The sequence below is a fragment of the Marivita sp. NO-S04 genome (assembly GCF_059070475.1).
On record NZ_CM180980.1, the window covers coordinates 840717 to 855070 of the forward strand.

Consider the following 14354-nt stretch of genomic DNA (forward strand, 5'->3'; position numbering starts at 1 on the left):
GGCGGTGCGTCTGACAACGCACCCGGTTGCACAGAATGCTGCGCACGCTTGAAATACGGGACATGCTGATCATTGATCGGTTGGAGCTTGAGTTCCAATCCGGTCTCAATGTGCTGACCGGAGAAACCGGGGCCGGCAAGTCGATTCTGCTCGACAGTCTTGGGTTTGTGCTGGGCTGGCGCGGGCGCGCTGAACTGGTGCGCAGCGGGGCAGAGCAGGGCGAAGTGACAGCGGTTTTCGATCTGCCTAAAGGCCACCCGGCGCATGGTGTTCTGGCCGAAGCCGGGTTCGAGGATGCGGACGAATTGATCCTGCGCCGCGTGAATACCGCCGATGGTCGCAAGACCGGTTGGGTCAATGATCGGCGTGTGACGGGCGAAATGCTCCGCGCGTTGTCGGACACGCTTGTTGAACTTCACGGCCAGCACGACGACCGAGGGCTGCTGAACCCCAAAGGGCACCGTGCGCTTTTGGATGAGTTTGCCGGGCATGACGATCTGCTTGCGGCAGTAAAATCGGCATGGAATACACTGTCTAAGGCTCGCAAGGCGCTGGCCGAAGCGGAAGCAGCTTACAAAGCGGCACAGGCCGAGGAAGAATTCCTGCGCCATTCGGTGGGCGAGTTGGACAAGCTGTCCCCCGAGCCCGGTGAAGATGCGGACCTCGACGCGCGCCGCCGCATGATGCAGGCCTCCGAACGCATCCGTGATGACATTGCCCGCGCTGCACAGGTGATGGGGCAGGACGGGGCCGAAGGCGCGTTATCGGACGCGCTGCGCTGGCTTGAAGGGGTCAGCGAAGCTGCCGACGGGCGTTTGGACGATCCGCTTGCCGCCCTTGCCAGAGCGATGGCCGAACTGGACGAGGCAGCGCGCGGCGTGACAGCAACGCTCGAGTCGCTTGAATTCGATCCGCACGAACTTGAGGCAACTGAAGAACGGCTCTTTGCGCTCCGGGCGCAGGCGCGCAAACATGGTGTTGCTCCAGATGATTTGGCCGGTTTGGCAGACACGCTGCGCGACCGCTTGGCAGCCTTGGATCACGGCGCCGATCGCCTGGCCCGCTTACAATCCGAATTGCGTAGTGCTGAAACGACGTATGACAGCGCGGCGATGGCATTGCGCGACAGTCGCGTCGCGGCGGCCAAGCGGTTGGACGCGGCCGTTTGTGCCGAACTTGCGCCACTCAAGATGGAGCGTGCGGTTTTCGTAACCGATCTTTCCGCCGCATCTGCCGGAGCGGATGGCAGCGACGCAGTCGCCTTCACGGTTGCAACCAATCCCGGCGCACCCGCGGGTCCGATTGGCAAGATCGCCTCTGGTGGTGAACTCAGCCGATTTCTGCTGGCGCTCAAGGTGTGTCTGTCGGAACAGCGCGATGCCGGGCTGACGATGATCTTCGACGAGATCGATCGCGGTGTTGGCGGGGCCACTGCCGACGCGGTAGGACGTCGTTTGTCCGCGTTGGCCGAAGGTGGGCAGGTTCTTGTCGTCACCCATTCGCCGCAGGTCGCGGCCCTTGGCGCCCATCACTGGCGGGTGGAAAAGCGCGTTGCGGACGAGCAGACTACCTCGACCGTGGTGCCATTGGATACACCTGCGCGGGAAGGCGAGATCGCCCGCATGCTCGCCGGCGATACCATCACAGACGAGGCCCGCGCGGCGGCGCGGGCGCTCTTGGCGGGTTAGAGGCGCATCATTCCGTATCCGGCGAGCGCTAGCGTGAGCCCACTGAAGACGGTGCGCATCACGTTATAGACCTGCCATGTTCCGGAATACTCCACCCAGATCGCGCGCGCGGCATCAATATCCGTGGGTACGGTCAACAGGCCCAATGCTTCGTTCATCGGCACGTTGTTCGTCATGGTCAGGATCAACCCTCCGGCCGCATAGATCAGTCCACCCAGCGCAAAGGCCAAAGCTGCGCGGTTGCGCAGGGTGCGCCATGCCAGAAGCGCCGCAATCCACAAAACGAAGGGTGTGCCGAAAAACGCGGGGGCAAAGACCGCGTTGCGCACCGATCCGTTCATGGCCTGCATGGCCTGAATGGCGATCCGAGGGTCCGTCGCATCCAGCCCCCACATGGTCGAACAGACCCACGCATAAAAGAACCCGAAAATCGCGCCGCTGAAGACAACAGACAGCAGGCCGGCAATGCGGGTTGCAAGATCTGCAACAGCAGAAACTTGCGGGGCCGGGACGGCATAGGCGGCGGGAAGGGGGGTCATGTCAGTTTCCTTTCAAATCCGTAATTTTGTGTACGCCTTTACAAATCCGTACATTTGATTACGAATATGAGTCAACTGTTTTTTCCAAGAGGTATCGGATGCGCGAAGACAACAAGGCGCAAAGACGCGAGCAGATCGAAGCGGCAGCGTATGACCTTCTTGCGATAAAAGGCTTTCAGAACATGTCGATGCTGGCCGTTTCCAAATCAGCCAAAGCCTCGAACGAAACGCTTTACAGGTGGTACGGCGACAAGATCGGTCTGTTCAAAGCTTTGATCGCCACCAACGCCGAACGGGTTGCCACGCGGTTGCGCGAGGCGTTGGAGACCAGCACTCAGTTGGATCAGGCCCTGACCGAGATCGGTCCTGTCCTTTTGTCGATGCTGCTAGGGGACCGGGCGATTGCGCTCAACCGGGCCGCGGCGGCGGATGCCAGCGGCGTTCTGGGCGAGGCGTTGGCGCAGGAAGGTCGCGGCAAGGTGTTTCCGTTGATCGCGGAGCTTTTCAGCAAGTTGGTCGCGCAAGGCGTGCTCAAGGGTGACCCGGCACAGATCGCAGCACTCTATGTCGATCTGCTCGTTGGCGACCTGCAAATTCGGCGTGCAACAGGCGCTTTGGGCCCGCTGCGCGATAGGGTGATCGAAGACCGCGCGCACCTTGCCCAAGAGCGTCTTTTCAGACTTGTGGGTGTGTCGTGACACCGACGGTCACAGACTGTGATCGCTTCAGGGGTGGACAGTTCAGCCGCATTGAATAAGCCTTGGTAATCAGAAGTTTTTTTGGCGTGGTTCGCTTCTCCGAAAGGTCCGCTCGGCATGGCGCCTGCTTTGCGTGGTCAGTTACAAGCACTGAAAAGGCAGGTCGAGCGCGGCTGGGATGTGCTGCGCCATAAAGGACCGTCGCAATTCCAGTTCTGGCTGATAGCACTTTTGATTGGGATCGCGGCCGGTCTTGCGGCCACCTGTTTCAGACTGGCGATCACGTTTCTGCAAACCTCGGTCTACGGCACACCCAGCGTGACGACCATTCACAGCTATGCCGAAACCCTGCCGTGGTGGATGCTGCTGCTCATCCCCACGGTTGGTGGTCTCGTGGTGGGAGTGATCGTGCATTACTTCACTCCTGATGGACGTGTGCGCTCGGTCGCGGATGTGATCGAAGGCGCGGCACTCAATGATGGGCGGGTGGAAAAGAAGGCGGGGATCGCGTCGGCCATCTGTTCCTGGATCACGCTTTCCACCGGCGGCAGCACAGGGCGGGAAGGGCCGGTTGTCCATATCGCCGCGATGCTGTCGTCCTGGGTGTCCAACACGATCCGGGCTGACGGCGTCACTGGACGCGACTTGCTAGGGTGTGCGGTGGCCGCAGCCGTGTCTGCCAGCTTCAACGCGCCCATAGCGGGGGCCTTGTTCGCGCTCGAAGTGATCTTGCGCCACTTTGCGGTGCACGCCTTTGCCCCTATCGTGGTGGCGAGTGCTGCCGGAACGGTGATCAACCGTCTGGTCTTTGGCGATGTGACAGAGTTCAAACTGCCGGGCACCACCACTGTCGAATTCTATCTTGAATTGCCGGCCTTCTTCATCCTTGGCTTGATCTGTGGCCTTGTCGCCGTAGCGATGATGCGGGCTGTGTTTCTGGCTGACGATATCGGATCGCAAGTGCAGCGCAATCTCGGCCTGCCGCACCTGCTGCGCCCGGCGGCGGCGGGGGTCATGCTGGGCGCTTTGGCGATCTGGTTTCCGCACATCATCGGCGTCGGCTACGAGACCACGTCCCGCGCCCTGACCGGAGCACTTCTGTGGCACGAAGCGGTGGTCTTTGCGATGCTCAAGGTGGTCGCAGTGGCCATCACCATGGGCGGCCGCATGGGGGGCGGCGTGTTCTCGCCCTCGCTGATGCTGGGCGCGTTGACCGGGCTGGCGTTCGGCCTGATCGCAACTGGGCTTTTCCCCGATCAATCGGGCACCGCGACGCTATATGCGCTTGCCGGTATGGGCGCTGTCGCAGCCGCCGTGCTGGGCGCGCCTATTTCAACCACACTGATCGTGTTCGAACTGACCGGAGACTGGCAGACCGGACTTGCGGTGATGGTCTCGGTTTCCATGTCCACCGCCGTATCTGCGCGTCTGGTCGACCGATCATTCTTCCTCACCCAGTTGGAGCGTCGCAACGTGCACCTTGCGGCTGGGCCTCAGGCCTATCTTCTGGCGATGTTTTGGGTGCAGGGGGTAATGCGAAAAACAACCGACAACAACGCGGCAGACGAAGAGGCGTGCCGCACGATGATCGAACAGGGGCTTTTTGTGCAGGCGCAAGCGACGCTGGAAACCGCCTTGCCGCTGTTCGATAAATCAGGCGTGGCCTTCCTGCCGGTGGTCAAGATTGAGGGGCCAGAAGACGCGCCCGTTCTGCAGGGCGCGCTGTTCCATGTCGATGCGCTCAAGGCTTATAATCGTGCGCTTGCGGCGACGGCCGAGGAAGAGCACGGTTGAGGACGGTATTTAAACCCGTTCGACCTGAACCCCATCCTGCACCCAGAATGCCAGATGGTCCTTGATATCGGCCACTTCGGGCTTCGGGTCTTCATAGGACCAGACCGCGTTGGTGTAGGTCTTGCTTTTTGACACAATGTCGAAATAGCTGGCCTCGCCTTTGTGCGGGCAGGTTGATTTGTGCGCGGACACATCCAGAAAAGCCATCGCAACATCGGATCGCGGGAAATAGATGACAAACGGCATCTCGCCTTCGGTCAGTTCCAACGCGTTGGTGCTTTCTGCGATCACGGCACCACCGGCACGCACAACCCAAGTTCCTTCGGCAGGTCTGACTGTAATGTGTTTCTGCATGATCCGTCCCTTTTGAGTGCGATGTACCGGGGTTAGCGGGGGAATGTAAATGTTTATGGTCAGATTGGTGCGCAGGCCTGCGTCAGCCAGAGTGACACATCCCCCTCCACCAAAGGCCCGATCCGCGTCAGAACCTCTGTATGATAGGCGTTGAGCCAGCGACGTTCTGCATCTGTCAAAAGCCCCGTGTCGATCAGCCGCGTGTCGATCGGCACATAAGTCAGTGTCTCGAAACGGTACATGTCCGGCACTGTCTGACCGGGCAGGGCCGGGGCCTCTTCCACGACAATCAGGTTCTCGATGCGGATTCCGAACGCGCCTTCTTTATAGAAACCCGGCTCGTTCGACAGGATCATCCCCGGCATGAACGGCACGGTTCCGGTGCGGGCCAGCCGCTGAGGCCCCTCGTGTACGCTCAGATAGGATCCGACGCCATGTCCGGTGCCGTGCCCATAATCCATCCCATGCTCCCAAAGGGCCACACGTGCCAGCGCGTCCATATCACGCCCAGCAAGGCCCTTGGGCCAGCGCAGCTTCGAGATTGCGATCATGCCCTTGAGCACCAGCGTAAACGCGCGTCTTTCTTCTTCGCTGACGGTCCCGATGGCGATGGTGCGGGTGATGTCGGTGGTGCCATCCACGTATTGGCCGCCGCTGTCGACCAACAAAAGCCCTTGTTCGACTGCGCGGTTGGTCTTTTCCGTCACCCGGTAATGCACGATGGCCCCGTTCGGCCCGGCACCGCAAATGGTGTCGAAGCTGATATCCCGCAGCGCATTGGTTGCCGAGCGTTCGCCTTCCAACTTTGTGACCACATCGATCTCGGTCAGGCTGCTTGCGGGCTGCTGGTCCAGCCAGCACAGAAACCGTGCCATCGCCGCCCCGTCGCGCAGATGCGCCGCGCGTGTACCGTCCAGTTCCGCCGCTGATTTGCACGCTTTGGGCAGAGCGCAGGGGTCTTGCGCCTCGATCATCTGTGTTCCTGCCTCGCGCAACGTATCTGCGAAGATCACCGGGCAACTGGCTGGATCGATCTGGACCGGACCTTCCAATTTAGCCAATGTCGGCAGGAAATCCTCAACCCGAGCCACATGCACATTCGGGCCAAGGTGATCCCCCAAATTGACCAGCTTTTCGGGGTCCACGAACAGTGTGACCGTGCCCGATGCATGCAACAGCGCAAATCCTAGCATAAACGGCGTGCGGGGCAGGTCATCCCCACGGATGTTCAAAAGCCAGCAAATGCTGTCGGGCAGGGTCAGAACGGCACAGCGCGCTGACCCAAGGGTGGCCGCCAAGCGCGCGATCTTGTCGCCATGCGCCTCTCCGGCAAGGTCTACCGGCTGTGCAAAGGCATGGGTCGCGGGGGGCGCAGGTTGGTCCGCCCAGATTCGATCCACAAGGTTGTCTGTCCGCTGCAACGTCACGCCGGATGTACTCGCTTCCAGCTCCCTGATTTGCGACACGGTGTGCAACCACGGATCAAAGCCCACAATGCCGTTCTGCGCGACATGTTCTGACACCCAGTCGCCCAGCGTCACCTCAGGCCAATGCACGGGCGTGAACACGTCCGCCACCTGCGCGCGGACCTGCACCCGGTAGCGACCATCGATGAACACGCCAGCTTTGTCCTGCAACGCCACGCAAAACCCGGCTGATCCGGTAAACCCGGTCAACCATGCCAGACGGCTGTCCCGCGCGGCCACGTATTCGCCCTGATGCGCATCGGCGCGGGGGACGATGAACCCGTCCAAACCCGCAGCCGCCATTTCGGCGCGCAACGCCTCTAATCTCGGCGGGCCCTGTTCGGGAGAGGAAGTTTCGGAAAAGCTCTGGAACATGATACGGACTCTCTTGGATGTAGCGCGAGCGAACCCGGAATGACCCGCAATGGCAAGCCCCGCCGCAATCGGTCAGGGGTTTGGAATGGCCCCCGCTTCTTCTTTTTCAAATATGCAAACGGCGGCCCGCAGGGACGCGCCAGTTGTAACAGCACTGCCGGCCCAAACCCGGATCAACTCGCGCGCTTGATGCCCATGAGCCGCGCCCGTGCCCGTGGATCGCTGTCGAACAGCGAGGCCAGCTGTTCGGTCATCGCCCCTGCCAGCTGCTCCACATCGGTGATCGTCACCGCACGTTCGTAGTAGCGTGTCACGTCATGGCCGATACCAATCGCCAGCAACTCGACCTGACGACGCCGCTCCACCATGGCGATCACGTCGCGCAGGTGCTTTTCAAGGTAATTGGCAGGGTTGACCGACAGGGTGCTGTCATCCACAGGCGCTCCATCCGAAATCACCATCAGGATCTTGCGCGCCTCAGAGCGGTGCAGCATCCGCCGATGTGCCCATTCAAGCGCCTCGCCGTCGATGTTTTCCTTCAGCAGGCCTTCCTTCATCATCAGCCCAAGATTGGACCGTGTCCGCCGCCAGGGGGCGTCGGCACCCTTGTAGATGATGTGGCGCAGATCGTTCAAACGACCGGGCTGCTGTTCGCGCCCCTCGTTCAGCCACTTCTCGCGGGCCTGCCCGCCTTTCCACGCACGGGTGGTAAAACCAAGGATCTCGACCTTTACCGAGCACCGCTCCAACGTCCGCGCCAGAACATCGGCGCAGATCGCGGCGATGGAAATCGGGCGTCCCCGCATAGAGCCGGAATTGTCCAGAAGCAGCGTAACAACCGTGTCACGAAACTCGGTGTCTTTCTCGACCTTGAAGGACAGAGGGGTGGTCGGATTGGCGACCACACGCGCCAAACGCCCGGCGTCCAGAATGCCCTCCTCCAGATCGAATTCCCACGACCGGTTCTGCTGCGCCTGCAGGCGGCGCTGCAGCTTGTTGGCCAGACGGCTGACCGCGCCCTTCAAAGGCTCCAATTGCTGATCGAGATAGGCCCGCAACCGCTCTAGCTCGATAGGCTCGGCCAGCTCTTCGGCAAGGATTTCCTCGTCATGGGTCGAATCGAACACCTTGTAGTCGGGATCTGCTTCGGAAATCGGGGCAGGGGGCGGCGGCTCCAAGGGCGCTTCGCCCTCGGGCATTTCGGTCTCGTCGCTCATCTCCTGATCGGCCATCTCGTCCATGGACACCTGCGCCTGGCTGGGGTCCTGGGTTTCGTCCTGGCTCGACTCGGGGTTGGCTTCGGCGTCTTCGCTGTCGTCCTCGTCCTGCCCGGTGCTGTCAGGATCTTGCTCTTCGTCGCTGCCCTCTTCGGCCTGATCCTGCGCGTCCTCGTCCAACTCGTCGGGGTCATCTCCCAACTGATCACCATAGCCCAGATCGGTGATCACGGCGCGGGTGAAGCGGGCAAAAGCCGCCTGATCGCTCAGCACATCCTGCAGGTTTTCGAGCGTGCCACCCGCCTGATTTTCGATAAAGCCGCGCCAGAGGTCCATGACGTTCTGCGCGCCTTGGGGCAGATCGCGCCCGGTGGCCAGATGGCGCACCAGATAGCCTGCCGCTTCGGCAAGTGGCGCGTCCGAGGCTTCCTTGACCTGATCATACCCACGTCGCAGCGCTTCATGACCGATCTTGGCGTCGATATTGCCGGCTGTGCCTGGCATGTCGCGCGCGCCCATCGCCTCGCAGCGGGCGGTCTCCATGGATTCGTAAAGTTCGCGCGCCAGATCGCCCTGAGGCGCATAGCGCGTGTGGGTGCCTGCATCGTGATAGCGGCGATACATCGCCATCGCATCGGCGGTGCCGCGCGCCAGCATCACCTCGTCGCGGGTTAGACGGCGGCTGATCTGGGGCAGGCGCATCGCATCGCCGGAAATGCCCGAAGGATCGACCGAATAGCTGACCGTCAGGTCAGGGTCGCGCGCCATGACTTTGGTCGCTTCGGCAAGCGCCTTCTTGAACGGATCGGCTGGGTTGTCACTCGGTTTGCTCATGACCTGACCTTTCCACGCGGTTCGTTTGCACGCAATGCCGTCGGCCCGAAGATGCGGCGCGTCATGCAGGCATCTTTGGGCCGAAAATACCTCGGGGGTCTGGGGGTGGAACCCCCAGCCTGTCGGATCGGCATCGCCGATCCGATACCCATCAGCCCAAGCTCAGGGAGGCCGCGCTCTCGGGCAGCTCTTCGTCAAAGCAGCGCTGGTAGAATTCCGCCACGGTCTGACGCTCGAGCTCGTCGCATTTGTTGAGGAACGACACGCGGAACGCATAGCCCACATCGCGGAAAATCTCAGCGTTCTGTGCCCAGGCGATCACGGTTCGCGGGCTCATCACGGTCGACAGGTCGCCGGACATGAACGCGGTGCGCGACAGGTCGGCCACGGTCACCATCTGGCGCACGGTCTTGCGGCCCTTCTCGGTGTTGTAATGCGGGGCCTTCGACAGAACGATCGACGTCTCTGCGTCGATCGACAAATAATTCAGCGTCGCAACCAGCGACCAGCGGTCCATCTGACCTTGGTTGATCTGCTGGGTGCCGTGGTAGAGGCCCGTCGTGTCGCCCAGACCCACGGTGTTCGCGGTGGCGAAAATGCGGAAATACTTGTGTGGGGTGATGACCTCGTTCTGGTCGAGCAGTGTCAGCTTGCCATCGGTTTCCAGAACCCTCTGGATGACGAACATCACGTCAGCGCGGCCCGCGTCGTATTCGTCGAACACGATGGCTGTGGGGTTGCGCAGCGCCCAGGGCAGGATGCCTTCCTGAAACTGTGTGACTTGCTTTCCGTCGATCAGCTTGATCGCGTCCTTGCCGATCAGGTCGATCCGGCTGATGTGGCTATCAAGGTTGACCCGAACGGCAGGCCAGTTCAGACGCGCGGCGATCTGTTCGATATGAGTCGACTTGCCGGTGCCGTGATAGCCTTGGATCATCACACGACGGTTGTTGCGGAAGCCCGCGAGAATCGCCATCGACGTGTCAGGGTCGAATTTGTAAGTGCTGTCGATATCGGGCACGCGGTCCGTGCGCTCTGGGAAGCCATGGACAACCATGTCCGTATCAATGCCAAACACCTCACGCACGGAAATTTCTTCTGTCGGTTTGGCGTTGATGTCGATCGTCCCGTCAGCCATGTTGCAGACATCCTTCTCAGCTTGGGTTTTGCCTGTGTGGTGCAACATATTGGCGGGAGGAGCAAGGGAAAGGGCATGGGAATTCGTTCATGACGCCGCAAGAAGAGGTGGAAAACCTTATTGCCCGCGTGGTGATGGGCGACCGTGCCGCGTTCAACCGTCTGTATGAAAGGACCTCCGCGAAACTTTTTGGCGTCTGCCTGCGTGTGTTGAATGATCGCGTAGAAGCCGAGGAGGTGTTGCAGGACGTGTTCGTGACGGTGTGGAACAAAGCCGACAGCTACAAGGTCAACGGGTATTCCCCGATGACGTGGCTCATCACGATCACCCGCAACCGCGCGGTGGACCGTCGTCGTGCGATGAAGCTGCCATCCGTTCCGATCGAGACCGCCGATCTGATGCCCGACAGCAAACCCGGCCCCGAAGCCAGCGCCGTCGCGGCATCCGAGGCGCGTCAGATCAAGGCCTGCCTTGACGAGCTGCCTCGCGCACGGGCGCATTTGGTGCGCCGGGCCTATCTCGAAGGCGACAGTTACGCCGACCTCTCAGAGGCGACCGGCGTGAACCTTAACACCATTCGGACATGGCTGCGCCGCAGCCTCATGGCCCTGCGGGAGTGTTTGAGCAGATGACCGATCATACGACACCCCCCGAAGGCCCCGAAAACGAGGATGACCGCGTTCTGGCCGCCGAATACGCGCTGGGCCTTCTGAGTGCCGAGGAACGTGCCCAATTCGAGGCCCGGCTCGACACCGATGCCGATCTGCGGGCAGAAGTCGTCGCTTGGGACGAACATTTTGCCAGCGTCATTCTGGACGAGATCGACCCGGTCGACCCGTCCCCGCAAGTGGCCAAGCGTTTGCAGACGATCCTCTTCAAGCCGGAAAAGCAGTCTTTCTGGCAGCAGATTTGGCCATACGGGCTGGGCGGGGTGGCCGCTGCGCTGGTGCTTTGGCTGACGATCAGCACAGGCGTCCTCATTCCTGATGACACCGGCTTGCAACCCGATCTGGTGGCGGAACTCGCGCCGACGCCGGATGGCGAAGGGCTGGTGATTCGCGCCGCTGTCGATACAACACGTGGGGCTGTGGAAGTGGTGCGCGCTGCGGGCGCACCGCCAGAGGGTCGTGTTTTTGAGCTCTGGCTGATTGCGGGCGATGCGGCACCGGTGTCGCTGGGCCTTCTTGACGAGGGCAACAGCACCCTGATCGATCTGCCGCAGGATTTGGTGGCTTTGCTGCCGGGTGCGCTGTTGGCGATCTCCGATGAACCACCGGGAGGCTCACCAACAGGAGCGCCGACAGGTGCGGTACGGGCAGCAGGACCGCTCACGTCGTCGTGATCCAACTGTGATGATCTTTTTTGAAACGCGTCTGACCTGAGCTCCGTGTCTACCTCCAACCCGCCGGACAATTTGGCGGGAAACCTTGGAGGACGATATGACACTTAAGACCATGATCACCGCTGCTGTGACTGCCACTGCATTGACCGGCTCTGCTTTTGCCGAAAGCCACGCCGGTACTGACAACCCGATGGTGGGTGGAGCCGCAATGTTCCCCGACATGAATATCGTCGAGAACGCCGTCAACTCTGCCGACCACACCACGCTCGTGGCCGCGGTCAAGGCAGCCGGCCTTGTCGACACCCTGATGAGCGAAGGCCCGTTCACCGTGTTCGCTCCCACCAACGCTGCGTTCGACCGGATTTCTGACGAGTCACTGACGGCCCTGCTGCAGCCTGCGGCAAAGGCGCAGCTTACGCAGATTCTGACCTGTCATGTGGTCGCCGCCAACGCCATGTCCGATGCCATCGCGGGGATGATCGCCGATGACGGCGGCACGCATCCGGTTCAAACCGTGGGCGGATGTACGTTGCAGGCCAAGATGGACGGATCGAAAATCACACTCACGGACGAAAACGGTCGCGACGCGACCGTGACGATTGCCGATGTGCGGCAGTCGAACGGGGTCATCCACGTGATCGATCGCGTCCTTTTGCCGGCTCAGTAAACTCCTGTTCCCCAACCCTGGGGTTTGAGAGATCGCGCAAAAGTGTGTGCCCCGGTCTTGCGCACCGACGGACCGGGGCACCATTTTACACTAGAGAGAAGGAGGACACGATGTTGAGACGCCATTTCCTGCAGACCGCCGCAGCCGCTTTGGGCCTAGGGGGCATGACACATGGGGCAGGCGCCGCCGAGGGCACCTTCGAAATCACCCGGTCCAAATCCGAGTGGAAGGCCATGCTGACCTCTTTGGAATATCGCGTGATGCGCGAGGAGGGTACGGAACGTGCATTCTCGTCGCCACTGAACGACGAAAAACGCGACGGCATGTTCCATTGCAAGGGCTGTGATCTGGCGCTCTACGCTTCCGAACACAAATACGACAGCGGAACCGGTTGGCCCAGTTTCTGGCAGGCTCAGAGCAGCGCCATCGGCACCAAGGCAGATCGGGCGCTGTTCATGGTTCGCACGGAATGCCATTGCCGTCGTTGTGGCAGCCATCTGGGCCATATCTTCGACGATGGTCCTCAGCCAACGGGTAAACGCCACTGTATCAACGGTGTCAGCCTGAGCTTCCGGGCAGCATAGGGCACGCAGGATTTTGCAAAATCCTGCGTAAACTCTTTGAAGAGTTTACGCCCTCAAATGCCCCGCGCGCCCAAACCCAGCTGCATCAGAGTCTTGCGCACAGGTTTGAGCGTATACAAAGCGTCCAGCCCCTTGGCGCGTATGTCGCGCAGGGGTTGCGCACTCAGCATAGACGTCCGGTTCAACAACGTGATCCCCGCAACCCGCGCTCGGATGTCAGCAATGCGGGTTTGATGATAGGCGTCCAGCATCTTGCGGTCGCCGATGTGGCTCCCCGCCTGTCGTGCCAGATCGCGCAATACGCTGATATCCTTCAGGCTCATGTTCAGCCCTTGCGCCCCAATCGGCGGCACCACATGCGCGGCTTCGGCCACCAGCGCGATCCGCTCGCCGCTCAGCCGGTCGGCATGCTGGCTGATGATCGGCCAGATCGTGCGCCGTGACGCCAATTCAAGCGGACCGAAAAGGCTGCAAGACCGTGTCGTCATTGCCTCCTCGAACGCTTTGGTGTCCAGCGCCATCAATGCCTCGGCATTTGGGCCTTCCTCCATCCAGACAATAGCCGAAGACGGGCGCCCCTCCAGATCCGGCAGCGGCACGAAGGTGAAAGGCCCACCCGTGCGGTGGATCTCTGTCGACACGTTGCCGTGTGGAATGGGATGAGTGACAGCAAAGGCCAACGCTTTTTGACCAAACCGTGTGGTCTGAATGTCGATGCCTGCCGCTTTGCGCATCGGTGAATTGCGCCCGTCCGCTGCAATCACCAGCTTGCAGCGCACCTTGGTGCCATCGCTCAGCCCGACGCGGGCTTCTGCCTCGCGCGTGAAGAGCGACGTGGTGCCGATGCCCGCGCGGAAGGTGACAGTATCAAGCCCGTCCAGATGCGCCACGAATTCACGGCGCAACAACCAATTTGGAAGATTCCATCCGAAGGGCTGGTCGGAAATGTCGGACGCGTCGAACTCCTTGGTCACGCGTGCCCTCGGCTCTTCGCCACCGGCATCAACGATCCGCATCACCTGCAAGGGCATGGCATGCCCTTGCAGCCGCGCCCAGAGACCGATCTCATCAAGAAACGCCTGCGCCGGTTGCAGGAATGCCGTTGTCCGTAGGTCCGCACCGTCTGCGTCGCGATCTGTGACTGGCGGCGTGGGATCGAGGCAAAGCACCGAATGGCTGTTCGCGCCGAAGGCTGCCGCAGCGGCCAATCCGGCGATACCGCCACCTGATACAACGATGTCATATGTCATGGCTTGGGCCTTTCGGTTCGGGTGTCGCACCACTTATAGGCAGTGCGCATCCGATGTGCGATGCGTCAGGGCGCGCTATTTTCCGACTGTGATCAGGATCAGCAGAACCATCACCACTGGCACCATCGCAAGTGCGGTCATGGTCAACGCCACAACGCCCCATGTCTTGACCGCAAGCACCAAAAGGGTCAGCAGCGCGACCAGCAGGTAGTAAATCGTGTCCGGTCCACCTTCTTTGAGATCGCGGGCAATCCAGCCGATAACCGGGATGGCGTAAAACGGGTTGCGACGGTGCGCGAGTGTAGGTTCCGAAACGGACATCTGAGATCCCTCTTTTGTGTCTGCAAGAGAGATAGGCAGCCGGAGCCGCTGGAAAACTGCCAAATTGCCGCAATGCAGCAAGAACTT

Annotated in this window: 14 protein-coding genes; 7 read left to right on the forward strand and 7 right to left on the reverse strand. The window is 61.0% G+C overall.

Going from position 1 to position 14354, the window contains the following annotated elements; translation table 11 throughout:
- Positions 1-35: 35 nt before the first annotated feature.
- Positions 36-1688 carry a DNA repair protein RecN gene (gene recN / locus ACK3EW_RS04415; protein ID WP_493808615.1) on the forward strand — a complete coding sequence of 551 codons (1653 nt, stop codon included), beginning with the start codon at positions 36-38 and terminating at the stop codon, positions 1686-1688.
- Here recN and ACK3EW_RS04420 read toward each other — a convergent pair.
- On the reverse strand, positions 1685-2227 hold the full coding sequence (locus tag ACK3EW_RS04420; protein ID WP_493808616.1) for an anthrone oxygenase family protein: 543 nt from the start codon (positions 2225-2227) through the stop codon (positions 1685-1687). The two genes, recN and ACK3EW_RS04420, sit on opposite strands and share 4 nt — an antisense overlap.
- 98 nt (positions 2228-2325) lie before the next feature.
- Between ACK3EW_RS04420 and ACK3EW_RS04425 the strand changes: the two genes are divergently transcribed.
- Both ACK3EW_RS04425 and ACK3EW_RS04430 read left to right on the forward strand, forming a co-directional pair.
- Positions 2326-2925 carry a TetR/AcrR family transcriptional regulator gene (locus ACK3EW_RS04425; RefSeq protein WP_493808617.1) on the forward strand — a complete coding sequence of 200 codons (600 nt, stop codon included), beginning with the start codon at positions 2326-2328 and terminating at the stop codon, positions 2923-2925.
- A gap of 117 nt (positions 2926-3042) precedes the next feature.
- Positions 3043-4719, forward strand: coding sequence for a chloride channel protein (locus tag ACK3EW_RS04430; protein WP_493808618.1), 1677 nt, complete (start codon positions 3043-3045; stop codon positions 4717-4719).
- A gap of 9 nt (positions 4720-4728) precedes the next feature.
- Here ACK3EW_RS04430 and ACK3EW_RS04435 read toward each other — a convergent pair whose 3' ends face one another.
- The 4 genes from ACK3EW_RS04435 to cobS form a co-directional block, all read right to left on the reverse strand.
- A complete protein-coding gene (locus ACK3EW_RS04435) occupies positions 4729-5073 on the reverse strand; it encodes a DUF427 domain-containing protein (protein ID WP_439119568.1) in 345 nt (114 codons plus the stop codon).
- A gap of 59 nt (positions 5074-5132) precedes the next feature.
- Positions 5133-6914: an aminopeptidase P family protein gene (locus ACK3EW_RS04440; RefSeq protein ID WP_493808619.1), complete on the reverse strand. Its 1782-nt coding sequence runs from the start codon at positions 6912-6914 to the stop codon at positions 5133-5135.
- Positions 6915-7087: 173 nt separating this feature from the next.
- Positions 7088-8965, reverse strand: a complete 1878-nt coding sequence (gene cobT / locus ACK3EW_RS04445; protein WP_493808620.1) for a cobaltochelatase subunit CobT — start codon at positions 8963-8965, stop codon at positions 7088-7090.
- A 151-nt stretch (positions 8966-9116) separates the two neighbouring features.
- Positions 9117-10103, reverse strand: coding sequence for a cobaltochelatase subunit CobS (cobS, locus tag ACK3EW_RS04450; RefSeq protein WP_439119565.1), 987 nt, complete (start codon positions 10101-10103; stop codon positions 9117-9119).
- Positions 10104-10192: 89 nt separating this feature from the next.
- On the opposite strand from cobS, the gene ACK3EW_RS04455 reads away from it, so the two are divergent.
- From ACK3EW_RS04455 to msrB, 4 genes are all read left to right on the forward strand, one after another.
- Complete coding sequence (locus ACK3EW_RS04455) at positions 10193-10735, forward strand: sigma-70 family RNA polymerase sigma factor (RefSeq protein ID WP_493808621.1); 543 nt, start codon at positions 10193-10195, stop codon at positions 10733-10735.
- Entirely contained in the window at positions 10732-11445 is a 714-nt protein-coding gene (locus ACK3EW_RS04460) for an anti-sigma factor (protein ID WP_493808622.1), read from the forward strand. The genes ACK3EW_RS04455 and ACK3EW_RS04460 overlap by 4 nt, the downstream gene beginning before the upstream one ends.
- 97 nt (positions 11446-11542) lie before the next feature.
- Complete coding sequence (locus tag ACK3EW_RS04465) at positions 11543-12112, forward strand: fasciclin domain-containing protein (protein WP_493808623.1); 570 nt, start codon at positions 11543-11545, stop codon at positions 12110-12112.
- A 110-nt stretch (positions 12113-12222) separates the two neighbouring features.
- On the forward strand, positions 12223-12696 hold the full coding sequence (msrB, locus tag ACK3EW_RS04470; RefSeq protein WP_493808624.1) for a peptide-methionine (R)-S-oxide reductase MsrB: 474 nt from the start codon (positions 12223-12225) through the stop codon (positions 12694-12696).
- A 53-nt stretch (positions 12697-12749) separates the two neighbouring features.
- On the opposite strand, the gene ACK3EW_RS04475 is transcribed toward msrB, so the two are convergent.
- Both ACK3EW_RS04475 and ACK3EW_RS04480 read right to left on the reverse strand, forming a co-directional pair.
- Positions 12750-13946 (reverse strand): UbiH/UbiF family hydroxylase, encoded by a 1197-nt coding sequence (locus ACK3EW_RS04475; protein WP_493808625.1) that lies wholly within the window; start codon positions 13944-13946, stop codon positions 12750-12752.
- A gap of 75 nt (positions 13947-14021) precedes the next feature.
- On the reverse strand, positions 14022-14267 hold the full coding sequence (locus tag ACK3EW_RS04480) for a hypothetical protein (protein ID WP_085629116.1): 246 nt from the start codon (positions 14265-14267) through the stop codon (positions 14022-14024).
- Positions 14268-14354 lie beyond the last annotated feature (87 nt).